Genomic DNA, 12,345 nt, shown 5'->3' with positions numbered 1-12,345 from the left:
GCTCCGACTCCCGTGCTGCGCCGCGCCGCGACCGAGTTGGGCGAGTACTTCGCCAAGAAGCGCACCTCGTTCACGGTTCCCGTGCGTGCCGAGGGCACGCCGTTTCAAGAGGCCATCTGGCAACACTTGACGCAGATCCCCGTCGGGTCAGTGCGCGGTTATGGCGATCTGGGTCGCGAAACCGGCCGGGCCACCGCGGGGCGCGCGGTCGGCGGTGCGGTCGGCGCGAACCCGGTGCCTCTGCTGATTCCGTGCCACCGCGTGCTCGCGAGCGACGCCCGCATCACGGGCTACAGCGCGGGCGACGGCATTGCGACCAAGGCGTGGTTGCTCGACCACGAAGGCATCGAACACCGATGAGCATCGAAACTCCCGCCCGCGCGTCGGTGCGCGTCGGCGACGATGGGGTTGCACGCTGCGCCTGGGTCGGCAGTGACCGTCTCTACGAGCAGTACCACGACACCGAGTGGGGTCATGCCCTGCACGGCGATCGGGCTCTCTTCGAAAAACTCACCCTGGAGGCATTTCAAAGCGGTCTGTCGTGGATCACGATCCTTCGCCGTCGCGAGGGTTTTCGATCGGCTTTCGATGGCTTTGATTGGCACCGAATCAGCGCCTACGGCGACCCCGACATCGATCGCCTCATGGCTGATGAGCGCATCATTCGCAATCGCGCCAAGATCGAGGCCACCATGGCCAACGCCCGTGTGCTGGTGTCGTGGCTCGACACCGAACCCGGGGGCCTTGACGCTTTGGTGTGGTCGCACCAACCCCCGTCTGGTGTGCCGCGCCCGGCAACGCTCGGGGAGGTGCCAACACAAACAGCTGAGTCTCGAGCACTCGCTCGCGATCTCAAGGCTCGAGGGTGGCGATTCGTCGGACCCACGACCGCTTACGCGCTCATGCAATCTGCCGGCCTCGTCGACGACCACGTCGTCGGCTGCTGGCGCGCACGCTAGCGGCACACACACTCGTGGTGCTCAGCGCACCGGCAGCATTCGTGGCGCTCAGCGCACCGGCAGCACTCCCGGCACGATCAACTGCAATTCTCGGTCTCTCGTTCGACTCAGGGGCCAACCGAGCGCCGTCGACCGCCGGCACAAGCCCTCAACCGTCGATGGCAGCGGGCCGGCACCGAGCAGGTCACGCAGAAACTCGCCCTTGCCCTTCTTGTTGAAGTGATTGAGGGCGCGGGCGATGCCGTCGGCTCCCACAGCCACAACGCGAACGAATACGGCATCGCGTCGATCAGGCAGGGGGCCGAGAGCCGCGTACCCCTCCGACCGCAGGTCAATGAGCGGACCTTCCGTGCTCTCGAGCACGGCGGCAATCGGCCGTGACCACCGCGCGCGCAGGGTCTGATCCGGCAGGCGGCTATCGTGCGACAAACGATAGGCGGGAATCAGGTCGTCGGCGCCCAGCAAGCCAAATAGCGCCGAGTGCACGACGAGGTGACGGGATGCCCGCTCGCGAGCAGCCGCCTTCCACTCGTGGATGGCCAGCGCGTCGTAGAGCACTCCCGTATAGCGTTCGATCGCGGGCATGGTTGCGCTCTGCTCAACCTCGCGGTTGCGCGCGAGCTCGGGTGGTGCAGCGGCGGCGCTCAGCTTGAGCGCCCGCGCGGCCACCTCGGGGTCGCCGCCGAGCCGGCGGAGCTCATCGAGGGTGTCTCGCCGAGCATCCGTCAGCGTGGCAAATGACAGGCGATCAAGCGCCAGCTTCTCGCCCAGCCCCCCATCGCGCTTGGTCTCAGACGGAGGAAGCAGAAACAACATCAGGCGCGCGCACGCGCCGCCAGGCCCACCGCGCTAAACGAGCGCGGCGGCGCCGGCGACGATCGTGACGGTGTTGTTCTCGACCGACAGAAATCCGTCTTCAGCCTGAGCGGTGATGACGTCACCCTCAAGAGGGGTGATGCGCACTTCACCGGCACTGAGAATGCCCAGCAGAGGTTCGTGGCCGGGAAGAATACCGATCTCGCCCTCGGTTGTGCGCGCGACGATCTGCTTCGCGGTTCCCGACCAGACCTCGCGGTCGGCCGAGACGACACTCACCGTGAGTTCGGCCATGACTAGCCGTTCTCCTTCTGAATCTGAGCCCAGCGCTCTTCGACGTCGCTAATCGCACCCACGTTGAAGAAGGCCTGCTCGGCAACGTGGTCGAACTCGCCCTTAGCGATGGCGTCAAACGACTCGATGGTGTCTTTCAGCGGAACCGTCGAGCCCTCGACACCCGTGAACTTCTTCGCCATGTAGGTGTTCTGCGAGAGGAACTGCTGGATGCGGCGCGCGCGCGCCACGGTGATCTTGTCTTCTTCAGAGAGCTCGTCAACACCGAGAATCGCGATGATCTCTTGCAGCTCTTTGTTCTTCTGCAGAATCTGCTTCACCGTCGTGGCCACGCGGTAGTGGTCGTCGCCGATGTAGAGCGGGTCGAGGATGCGGCTGGTCGAGGTGAGCGGGTCGACGGCCGGGTACAGACCCTTCGACGCGATCTCACGGCTGAGCTCGGTCGTTGCGTCGAGGTGCGCAAACGTCGTGGCGGGAGCCGGGTCGGTGTAGTCGTCAGCGGGCACGTAGATGGCCTGCAGCGAGGTGATCGAGTGGCCGCGCGTCGACGTGATGCGCTCCTGCAGAATGCCCATCTCGTCGGCGAGGTTGGGCTGGTAACCCACGGCCGAGGGCATGCGACCGAGAAGGGTCGAGACCTCAGAACCGGCCTGAGTGAAGCGGAAGATGTTGTCGATGAAGAGCAGAACGTCTTGGTTCTGAACGTCGCGGAAATACTCCGCCATCGTCAGCGCCGAGAGCGCCACGCGAAGACGGGTTCCCGGGGGCTCGTCCATCTGACCGAACACGAGGGCGGTCTTGTCGAAGACGCCCGCCTCTTCCATCTCGTGGATGAGGTCGTTGCCCTCACGCGTGCGCTCACCAACGCCGGCGAACACCGAGACACCACCGTGGTCTTGCGCCACGCGCTGGATCATCTCTTGGATGAGAACGGTCTTGCCGACACCGGCACCACCGAAGAGGCCGATCTTTCCACCGAGCACGTACGGCGTGAGCAGGTCGATGACCTTGATGCCGGTCTCGAAGAGCTGGGTCTTCGACTCGAGCTGGTCGAATGCCGGGGGCTTGCGGTGGATGGGCCAGCGCTCGGTGACCTCGATGGTCTCGCCGGGAGCACCGTTCAGCACGTCACCGGTGACGTTGAAGACCTTGCCCTTGGTGACGTCGCCGACGGGCACCATGATGGGCGATCCCGAGTCGCGCACTTCTTGGCCGCGAACAAGGCCATCGGTCGGCTTCAGTGCGATGGCACGCACCAGGTCATCGCCGAGGTGCTGAGCAACCTCGAGCACGAGCTCGCTCGACTGGTCGCCGATCGTGATCGTGGTCGAGAGCGCGTTGTAGATGCCGGGAATGGCGTCGTGCGGGAACTCGATGTCGACGACCGGACCGGTCACGCGGGCGATGCGGCCCACGGCGGTCGACGTCGCGCCCGAGGCCTTCTGGGTTGCGGTAGCCATGATTTCTCTTCCTGTCGTCTAGCTGTGTGTGTCGTGATGCGCGGTGGTGCCGCGCTACTTCGAGCTCAGGGCGTCAGCGCCGCCCACGATCTCGGAAATCTGCTGAGTGATCTCGGCCTGGCGAGCGTTGTTCGCCAAACGGGTGTAGTCGGTAATGAGCTTGTCGGCATTGTCGCTCGCCGACTTCATCGCCTTCTGGCGTGCCGCGTGCTCCGAGGCCGCGGACTGCAGCATGGCGTTGAAGATGCGGCTCTCGATGTAGACCGGCAGCAGCGAGTCGAGCACGCTGTCAACCTCGGGCTCGAATTCGTAGAGCGGCAGAACATCGTTCGAGCCAGGCTCGTCGACACCGTCAACGACCTCGAGCGGCAGAACGCGCACGATCTCAGGCGTTTGCGTCACGAGGCTCACGAAGCGGTTGTAGACGATGTGAATCTCGTCAACGCCACCATCGGTGCCGCCACGAACGAACGCCTCGACGAGGGTGTCGGCGATCTCTTTCGCGGTCGCGAACTCGGGCTGGTCGGTGTTGCCCGTCCACGCCTGTTCGACCGGACGACGACGGAAGGCGAAGTACGACACCGCCTTGCGGCCGATGAGGTAGTTGACGACCTCACGGCCTTCACCCTCGAGCCGCGTGCGCAACTCGTTCGCCTCGCGAATGGCCTGCGAGCTGAATGCGCCCGCGAGACCACGGTCTGACGTGAACACGACGACGGCCGCGCGCGTGGGGTTCGCTCGCTCGGTGGTCAACACGTGGTCGACGTTCGAGTAGGTGGCGACGGCCGACACGGCGCGCGTGACCGCACGCGCATAGGGAGCCGAAGCCGCCATTCGCGCTTGCGCCTTCTGAATCCGCGAGGCGGAGATCAGCTCCATCGCGCGCGTGATCTTCTTGGTCGTCTGGGCAGAACGAATCTTCTGCCGGTAGACCCGAAGTTGCGCTCCCATGGTTGGTTTCCGTTTCTTGGTCGTTGCTCGAATACGAAATCGATGCCGGATGCGGTGGGCGCGCGAGACGCCCCCCGACTACTTCTTGCGGCGGACGATCTTCTCTTGGCTGATGTCTTCTGCGTCGACAGCGTCAAACTGCTCGTTGCCGGCATGCACGCCGCCCTCTTCGCCGCCCTGGAAGGCAACAACAAAGGCGTCAACGGCCTTCTCGAGCTCGGCTTCGGTCGCATCATCGAGCACGTTCGTGTCGCGCAGCGTCGTCAAGATGCTCGTGTTGCGACGCAAGTGATCGAGCAACTCGGCCTCGAAGCGCAACACGTCGTCGACGTCGATCGTGTCGAGCTTGCCCTTGGTGCCTGCCCAAATCGACACAACCTGCTCTTCGACCGGGTAAGGCGAGTACTGCGGCTGCTTGAGCAGCTCGGTGAGGCGAGCACCGCGCGAGAGCTGACGACGGCTCGCCGCGTCGAGGTCGCTCGCGAACATCGCGAATGCCTGCAGCGAGCGGTACTGCGCGAGCTCGAGCTTCAAGGTTCCGGAAACCTTCTTGATGCTCTTCACCTGCGCGTCACCACCAACACGCGACACCGAGATACCCACGTCAACGGCGGGGCGCTGGTTGGCGTTGAAGAGGTCGGACTGGAGGAAGATCTGGCCGTCGGTGATCGAAATCACATTGGTCGGAATGTAGGCCGAGACGTCGTTCGCCTTGGTCTCGATGATCGGCAGACCCGTCATCGACCCCGCGCCCAGCTCATCGGAGAGCTTGGCGCAACGCTCGAGCAGACGGGAGTGCAAGTAGAAGACGTCACCCGGGTAGGCCTCACGCCCCGGCGGGCGGCGCAGCAGCAGCGACACGGCACGGTAGGCCTCGGCTTGCTTCGACAGGTCATCGAAAATGATGAGGACGTGCTTGCCGCCATACATCCAGTGCTGGCCGATGGCCGAGCCGGTGTACGGAGCGAGGTACTTGAAGCCGGCGGGGTCAGAGGCAGGGGCAGCGACAATGGTCGTGTACTGCATGGCACCGGCTTCTTCGAGCGCGCCCTTCACGGCGGCGATCGTCGAGCCCTTCTGGCCGATAGCGACGTAGATGCAGCGCACCTGCTTGTTGACGTCGCCCGACTCCCAGTTGGCCTTCTGGTTGATGATCGTGTCGATCGCAATGGCGGTCTTGCCGGTCTGGCGGTCACCAATGATGAGCTGGCGCTGGCCACGACCAACAGGGATCATCGCGTCGATAGCCTTGATACCGGTCTGCATCGGCTCGTGAACACTCTTGCGCTGCATGACGCCGGGCGCCTGAAGCTCGAGCGCCCGGCGGCCCTCGCTCGCAATCTCGCCGAGACCATCGATCGGCGCGCCGAGCGGGTCGACAACGCGGCCCAGGTAAGCGTCGCCCACGGGCACCGAGAGCACTTCACCCGTGCGGGTGACCTCCATGCCCTCGACAATTCCGGTGAACTCACCGAGCACGACGACACCGATCTCGTTCTCGTCGAGGTTCTGGGCGAGGCCCAGCGTGCCATCGGCGAAACGGATGAGCTCGTTGGCCATGACGCCCGGAAGGCCCTCGACGTGCGCGATGCCGTCGGCGGCGTCGATGACGTGACCGACCTCGGTCGCAACGGCGGCACCGGGGGCGTAGGACTTCGCGAAGTTCTTCAGCGCGTCGCGGATCTCGTCCGGGCTGATCGTGAGTTCTGCCATGTTCTTCCCTTTTCGTTCGAGTCGCCGTGCGGCAACTCGTCTGGTTGTGTCTGGGCGCGCCTTATCCGGCGAGCTGAAGCTTCATGTCGGCCAAGCGCGACGCGATACTGCCGTCGATGACCTCGTCGCCGACCTGCACGCGCACGCCACCCACGAGGGCGGGATCGACGACCTGGTTGACGACGTGCTCGCGGCCGTAGCGGCGAGCGATGCTCGCGGTAACCGCGCTGAGTTGGGTAGCCGACAGCGGCCGGGCAACCGTTACGGTCGCGACGCCCTTGCCGGCAGTATCTGCGACGATGGCTGCGGCACTGCGCACAAGCTCCCCGATGCGGCGGCCGCGCGGCTGCTGCACGAGGTGCCCGGCGATCGCGACCGTCTGCGCCGAGGCGCTGCCCCCGAGCAGACTCTGCACGAGGCTCAGCTTTCCGGCGGCGGAGTCGCGCTTGCTCCCGATGGCGAGCTCGAGCTCGGCATCCGACGTCACCGCACGACCGAATTCAAACAACTCGGCTTCGATGTCTCCTGACGACTTAGCGGTTGCCGCAATCGCGCGGATGCCCAGCTCTTCGAGCCCGGCGAGCAAGTCGTCTCCGCTCGACCAGCGGCTGCTCGCCACGACCTCGACGAGCGCGCGAGCCGCGCCGCCGAGTTCGGCAAACACCGTCGCGACGAGAGCCTTCGTGCCAGCGGCATCAGCCGACGGGTTGGAAAGCGCGCTCAGCAGCTGGGGCGAGCTGCCGATCGTGCGCGCGGCGGCAAGCAGTTGCTCTCCGGCCGCAAGATCGACACCTGACGAGGCGGCCAGCGCTGAGCGGGCCGACTGCAGTGCGCTGCGCGTCGCTGAACCCATAACTATCGAGCCGCCTTCTTCGAGTCGTTCTCGAGCTCGGCGAGGAAGCGGTCGACGAGAGCCGTCGCACGCTTGTCGTCGGTGAGGCTTTCACCGATGACACCGCTCGCGAGGTCGAGGGCGAGCGAACCCACCTCGGCGCGCAGCGAAACGAGCGCCGCTTGACGCTCGGCCTCGATCTGCTGTTGGGCCGTCGCGGTAACGCGAGCGGCCTCAGCCTGCGCTGCTTCTTTAAGTTCGGCCAGGATGGCGTTGCCCTCGGCGCGCGCCTGCTCGCGGATCTTCGCTGCTTCAGCGCGGCCCTCGGCGAGCAACGCGTTGTACTGCTCAAGAGCAGCCGCGGCCTCGGCCTGAGCCGACTCTGCCTTCGCAATGCCGCCTTCGATCTTCGCGGCACGTTCGTCGAGCGTCTTCTGCATGCGAGGCAGCACGACGCGCCAGAACAGGAGCAACACGAGGATGAACGGAATCAGCGAGTACGTGATGTCGTACCACGCCGGAATCAGCGGGTTCGGATTCTCCTCCGCCGCGATGATGAGCTCTGCGAGCATGCGAGGGGTTCCTAGGCCGTGAAGATGAAGTACGTCGCGATACCGATGAACGCGAGGGCTTCGGTGAAGGCGATACCGATGTACATGAGCACCGTGAGGCGACCCTGCAGCTCAGGCTGGCGGGCGACCGACTCGATCGTCTTGCCGACGACGATGCCCACGCCGACACCGGCGCCGATCGCCGACAGGCCGTAGCCGACGGTGGCGATGTTGCCGTTGATTTCGGCGAGAACCGTGTTTGCGTCCACGAGGGGTATTTCCTTCCGTTTCGGAGTGAAGCGGGCGGGTGCCCGGCTTCGGGTGTTTAGTGCTCGTCAGCCAGCGCGAGCTGGATGTACACAGCGGTCAAGAGGGCGAAGACGTAGGCCTGCAGCGTCGCGACCAAGATCTCAAAGAAGGTGAAGGCGATGCCGAAGGTCAGCGTCACGGCGCTCGCAGCGATCCACCAGCCGCCGAGCTCGACCATGAAGAACGCGGTGGCCGAGAAGAACAGCACGAGCAACAAGTGGCCGACGATCATGTTCATGAGCAGTCGGAGCGTGAGCGTCACGGGCCGCAAGATGAACATCGAAATGAACTCGATCGGCGTCACGATGATGTACAGGAACCACGGAACCCCGGGCGGGAAGAGCGCGTTGCGCAAGAACGTCCACGGGTGCTTACGCAGGCCGGCCCAGATGAACGCGATGTAGGCGGCAACGGCGAGCACGAGCGGGAGGCCGATCACGGAGGTACCGGCGATATTGATGCCCGGGATGATGCCCGTGAGGTTCATGAACAGCACGAGGAAGAAGATCGTCGTCAGCAGCGGCAAGAATCGCTTGCCGTCTTTCTTGCCGAGCAAGTCTTCGGCGATGTTGACGCGCACGAAGTCGAGGCCCATCTCGATGGTGCCCTGGAACCGACCGGGAACGAGCGACATCTTTCGCGTGCCCAACCAGAACAACACGAAGATGAGCGCCACGATGAGCAGGCGCACGAGCATGATGCGGTTCAGCTCGAAGAAATCGTTGCCTTCGAAGAAAATGGCCGGCGGGAAGAAGTCGAGAATCGACGGGCCCGAGAACTCCGGAGTATCCGACGCGGGATCGCTCGCGAACGGCAGGGCGGTAAGTAGGGCAACAGCGCTCAGGGGAGTCTCCAGCATCGGGGCGAAACGGTCGGCTTCGCGGCGATCGGCGGCGGTTCTTCTACCCTACCAAGAGAACGGGGCACCGAAGAACGGTCGCTCAGCACTCTCTCGGGCGCCCGAAGCCGCTACAGGTCAGGGATCTCGTCTTTGCTCGGCAACGTCACGTCAACGTAGGGCACGCGTGACCGCGTGACCGCCACAATGTCGGTCACGAGACCGCCGATGACCGCGGCGACCAAGCACGCGAACAACACCCCCGGCTCGATGAAATCGAGGTCACGCAGCGTGAAGACAAGCACGAGAAAAACGATGAACTTGAGAATCCACGAGCCGATCACGATGCCGAAGTAGGCAGGTGACAGCAGATCGCTCCCCGTCACTCGATCGGCCAAGAGGATGCTCGCGGCGGTCAGCGCGAGAAACACGAAGCCCATTCCGGCCCCGATGAGTGCGCTGAGCATTCCGGGCAGTTCGGCGACGAGCGCCCCGACGACACTGCCGACAATTGCGATCGCAAAACTCAGCGCTGCGCCATACACAATCGCCCGACGCAACACCGGAACTGCGGTCGACGGTCGGGGCTCGTGAAGGGCCATCAGGATTCCTCTGCTCGGGGGGACGTGAACGCGTCATCATCACGGTAATCAGGAGCCTCAGCATCCAACGGATCAAAGCGTCGAAGTTCATCGTGGCTTTCGGGCGCCGATTGCGCGACGGCCTCGATGCGCTTGCGGCGGCTCAGGGGGGCGAGCGTGACCAACGTGCATGCGACGAGGCCGATGACGACCGCGGTGAGTGCCCACCACCAGGCAACGAACAAAAACAGCAGTGCGCCAAAAGCGACGACGGCCGTCCATGCGTAGAAGATCAGCACCGCATGAAAGTGCGAGTGGCCCATGTCGAGCAAGCGATGGTGCAAGTGCTTGCGATCGGCGCTAAAGGGCGACTTGCCAGCGCGAAGGCGCCGCAAGACCGCGAGACCGAAGTCGAGCAACGGAACGATGAGCACCGCGAACGGCAAGAGCAGCGGAATGAACGCCGGCACGAGCTGGCTGCGGTCGATGCCCGGGTCAATCTGACCGGTCACCGAAATCGTCGAGACGGCCATGAGCATGCCGACGACGAGGGCTCCCCCGTCGCCCATGAAGATCTTCGCGGGGTGCCAGTTGAACGGCAAGAAGCCCGCGGTCGCGCCGAGCAACACCGCCATGACGAGTGAGGCCAGGTTGAATGCCGTCTGCGCTGTGTCGATCGAGAGCAAGTAGCTGTAGATGAAGAACACCGTGCCCGCGATGATCGTCACCCCCGCCACGAGCCCGTCGAGGCCGTCGATGAAGTTGACGGCGTTCATGACCAGTACGACGGCGAACACAGTGACGATGAGCGAGAGCGTGGGCGAGAGGAGGGCGATTCCGCCGTCGGGCCCAATTGGAAGGGAGGTGATCTGCAGGCTCGACCACGCCAGGAAGCCGGCGATCAAGAACTGCCCGGCAAGCTTGGTCATCCAGTTGAGGTCATAGAGGTCGTCGACGACGCCCAGCCCGAGCATCACGAGCGCCGAAACCACGATGGCGATGATCGGAAAAGGATTGGCGTAGACGAGGTCAAACCAGCTGATCTGCGATGCGATGGCGAGCGCAATGACGATTCCGACGACGATGGCGATACCGCCGAGCCGAGGAGTGGGCGTGGTGTGAACGTCGCGCTCACGGATGCCCGGGTACAGCTTGAACCGATGGCTCAGCCGCAGCACCCCCCACGAGGCACCGAAGCTCACGATGGCCGCGATGAGCGCGACGAGCAAGTAGAAGGTCACGAGACGAGCTCGGCGCCAACGACGCGCACAATCTCGGCGTCGGGAATGACACCGTGGCGCACGATGCGCAGCTTTCCTTCGGGCAAGTGCAGGTTTGTGGCGTCGACGATTGTCGAGCCGGGGTCGGCCACGGCGTCGATGCTCGCGTCGCCGACCGAGCCCGCGTCGAGGTACACGCTCACTCGATCGCCGAGCATCGCGAGGGCGTCAGCCGCGGTGCGCGCGGCGGGCATCCCGCTGATGTTGGCGCTCGAGACAGCAAGCGGGCCGGTGTCAGCGAGCAAGTGCAGCGTGTGGCGGTTGGCGGGCATGCGCAGAGCGACGGTGCCGCGCGCATCACCGAGATCCCAGGCGAGAGACTCCCGTGCCTCGACGATGATCGTGAGGGCTCCCGGCCAGAACTCTTTCACGAGCCGCTCGACGACCTCCGGCACGGTCTCCGCGAGAGCGTTGAGGGTCGGCATGCCCGGAATGAGCACGGGCGGGGGCGCATCACGGCCACGCTCTTTCGCGTCAAGCAAGCGCTGCACCGCGGCGGGACGAAAAGCGTCAGCAGCCACGCCATAGACAGTGTCGGTCGGAATCACGACGAGTTCACCACGACCAATGGCTCCGCGTGCCGCCCGCAGACCCTCCAGCAGCTCGCTCTCGACAGAGCAGTCGTACACGGCGGTCATGATGCGTTCATCGTACTGGGGCAGACTGTGGGGCGTGACTCTGCTCTTTGTGTTCGACATGGATGACGTGCTCTATGACTACCGCTGGCGTGACCGCATGGACAAGCTCACCGCGATCACGGGCCACGACCTGCATGAGTTGCGGCGCCGCTGGTGGATCAGCGGCCTGGAGTGGAAAGCCGAAGCGGGCGACCCGAGCGACCCGGACGAGTATTTGCGGCGCGTGACCGAGGTCATCGGGGCGCCCGTGTCGCGCGAGGAGTGGGTGCGCATCCGCTCAGAGGCGACGCACGCGCGGCCTGCCGCCCTCGACGCCGTGCGCCGCGCCGCTGAGCTCGGGCAGGTTGCGCTGCTGACCAACAACGGCATTCTCATCCACCACCACTTGCACGAGGTGGCGCCCGAACTCGTGCCCATCATGGGGCGTGAGCACATGCACGCCTCGGCCTCGTTCGGCGCACGCAAGCCCGACCCGCTCGTGTTCGAGCGCGTGCTCGCGCACTATGGCGCTGCGGCTGAGAACACCTTCTTTGCTGACGACCTCGTCGAGAACGTCAAGGGAGCCGAGTCGATCGGCATCACGGGGCACGTCTACGTCGACGAGGCATCGCTGCTCGCGGCGATCGAGGCCTTCGCGAAGAAGGCGCTCGCGGCCTAGGCCCGGCACTCCCCCGCTCCGCCCGCGTGAGGAGCGGTTTCCGCCGATGTGACGCCCTCTGCCCAATGCTGTCAGAACGCTCCGAGTATTTCCGCGAGGAACAAGGCCGCAACGACGGCCGCGAACGCTGCCACCACAGCACCAAAGATGCGGGGAAACGAGCGAGGCGTCGGGCGCGGCTCTCGACTGTTGAACCATGCCGCACCTTTCTGCTGACTGTGATCCATGAAGCGGCGCGCGTCATCGGGGTACACGATCATCCATACTCCGAAAGCGCCAATGGCAAGCACGACCAGCAGAGCAACAAGTAGCCACGGCGAGCCGTCGGTGGCGGCAACGGGAGTGGCGATCATGAAATTCACCTTAGGCAAGTCTTTTTCGGCGAATGAGCTCCGCGATTCCCCACCAGGTGATGAGGAAGATGAGTGCATGGACAATGGCGGGGCCAACCGCCGCGATCATCAG

At 64.6% G+C, this 12,345-nt stretch carries 16 protein-coding genes; 3 read left to right on the top strand and 13 right to left on the bottom strand.

The window, feature by feature from the left end; genetic code table 11:
- Both SFU54_RS04440 and SFU54_RS04435 read left to right on the top strand, forming a co-directional pair.
- A partial coding sequence (locus SFU54_RS04440) for a methylated-DNA--[protein]-cysteine S-methyltransferase (RefSeq protein ID WP_319015096.1) occupies positions 1-360 on the top strand: 360 nt, incomplete at its 5' end.
- Positions 357-959 (top strand): DNA-3-methyladenine glycosylase I, encoded by a 603-nt coding sequence (locus SFU54_RS04435; protein WP_319015095.1) that lies wholly within the window; start codon positions 357-359, stop codon positions 957-959. The genes SFU54_RS04440 and SFU54_RS04435, both read left to right, overlap by 4 nt.
- Positions 960-1,007: 48 nt before the next feature.
- Here SFU54_RS04435 and SFU54_RS04430 read toward each other — a convergent pair whose 3' ends face one another.
- The 12 genes from SFU54_RS04430 to SFU54_RS04375 form a co-directional block, all read right to left on the bottom strand.
- Positions 1,008-1,775 carry a peroxide stress protein YaaA gene (locus SFU54_RS04430; protein WP_319015094.1) on the bottom strand — a complete coding sequence of 256 codons (768 nt, stop codon included), beginning with the start codon at positions 1,773-1,775 and terminating at the stop codon, positions 1,008-1,010.
- Between the two features lie 33 nt (positions 1,776-1,808).
- The gene (locus SFU54_RS04425; protein WP_319015093.1) at positions 1,809-2,069 is read right to left on the bottom strand and encodes a F0F1 ATP synthase subunit epsilon; all 261 of its coding nucleotides are present in this window, start codon (positions 2,067-2,069) and stop codon (positions 1,809-1,811) included.
- 2 nt (positions 2,070-2,071) lie between these two features.
- On the bottom strand, positions 2,072-3,532 hold the full coding sequence (atpD, locus tag SFU54_RS04420; RefSeq protein ID WP_413466566.1) for a F0F1 ATP synthase subunit beta: 1,461 nt from the start codon (positions 3,530-3,532) through the stop codon (positions 2,072-2,074).
- 51 nt (positions 3,533-3,583) lie between these two features.
- Positions 3,584-4,480 (bottom strand): F0F1 ATP synthase subunit gamma, encoded by an 897-nt coding sequence (locus tag SFU54_RS04415; protein ID WP_319015091.1) that lies wholly within the window; start codon positions 4,478-4,480, stop codon positions 3,584-3,586.
- Between the two features lie 78 nt (positions 4,481-4,558).
- A complete protein-coding gene (gene atpA / locus SFU54_RS04410) occupies positions 4,559-6,193 on the bottom strand; it encodes a F0F1 ATP synthase subunit alpha (protein ID WP_319015090.1) in 1,635 nt (544 codons plus the stop codon).
- A 61-nt stretch (positions 6,194-6,254) separates the two neighbouring features.
- Positions 6,255-7,046, bottom strand: a complete 792-nt coding sequence (locus tag SFU54_RS04405; RefSeq protein ID WP_319015089.1) for a F0F1 ATP synthase subunit delta — start codon at positions 7,044-7,046, stop codon at positions 6,255-6,257.
- 2 nt (positions 7,047-7,048) lie between these two features.
- A complete protein-coding gene (locus SFU54_RS04400) occupies positions 7,049-7,597 on the bottom strand; it encodes a F0F1 ATP synthase subunit B (RefSeq protein WP_319015088.1) in 549 nt (182 codons plus the stop codon).
- 11 nt (positions 7,598-7,608) lie between these two features.
- A complete protein-coding gene (atpE, locus tag SFU54_RS04395) occupies positions 7,609-7,845 on the bottom strand; it encodes an ATP synthase F0 subunit C (RefSeq protein ID WP_319015087.1) in 237 nt (78 codons plus the stop codon).
- A 56-nt stretch (positions 7,846-7,901) separates the two neighbouring features.
- The gene (atpB, locus tag SFU54_RS04390; RefSeq protein WP_319015086.1) at positions 7,902-8,744 is read right to left on the bottom strand and encodes a F0F1 ATP synthase subunit A; all 843 of its coding nucleotides are present in this window, start codon (positions 8,742-8,744) and stop codon (positions 7,902-7,904) included.
- A gap of 110 nt (positions 8,745-8,854) precedes the next feature.
- A complete protein-coding gene (locus SFU54_RS04385) occupies positions 8,855-9,325 on the bottom strand; it encodes a hypothetical protein (protein ID WP_319015085.1) in 471 nt (156 codons plus the stop codon).
- Positions 9,325-10,545: an MraY family glycosyltransferase gene (locus tag SFU54_RS04380; RefSeq protein WP_319015084.1), complete on the bottom strand. Its 1,221-nt coding sequence runs from the start codon at positions 10,543-10,545 to the stop codon at positions 9,325-9,327. Before SFU54_RS04380 ends, SFU54_RS04385 begins: the two co-directional genes overlap by 1 nt.
- Positions 10,542-11,222 (bottom strand): L-threonylcarbamoyladenylate synthase, encoded by a 681-nt coding sequence (locus SFU54_RS04375; RefSeq protein WP_319015083.1) that lies wholly within the window; start codon positions 11,220-11,222, stop codon positions 10,542-10,544. Before SFU54_RS04375 ends, SFU54_RS04380 begins: the two co-directional genes overlap by 4 nt.
- Before the next feature lie 34 nt (positions 11,223-11,256).
- On the opposite strand from SFU54_RS04375, the gene SFU54_RS04370 reads away from it, so the two are divergent.
- Positions 11,257-11,880 carry an HAD family hydrolase gene (locus SFU54_RS04370; RefSeq protein ID WP_319015082.1) on the top strand — a complete coding sequence of 208 codons (624 nt, stop codon included), beginning with the start codon at positions 11,257-11,259 and terminating at the stop codon, positions 11,878-11,880.
- A 71-nt stretch (positions 11,881-11,951) separates the two neighbouring features.
- On the opposite strand, the gene SFU54_RS04365 is transcribed toward SFU54_RS04370, so the two are convergent.
- The gene (locus SFU54_RS04365; protein ID WP_319015081.1) at positions 11,952-12,233 is read right to left on the bottom strand and encodes a hypothetical protein; all 282 of its coding nucleotides are present in this window, start codon (positions 12,231-12,233) and stop codon (positions 11,952-11,954) included.
- Positions 12,234-12,345 lie beyond the last annotated feature (112 nt).

Source organism: Microcella sp. (assembly GCF_033763155.1).
Classification (GTDB): Bacteria; Actinomycetota; Actinomycetes; order Actinomycetales; family Microbacteriaceae; genus Microcella.
The sequence above is the reverse complement of the archived record's forward strand: the minus strand, read 5'-3'. Positions and strand labels throughout refer to the sequence as shown.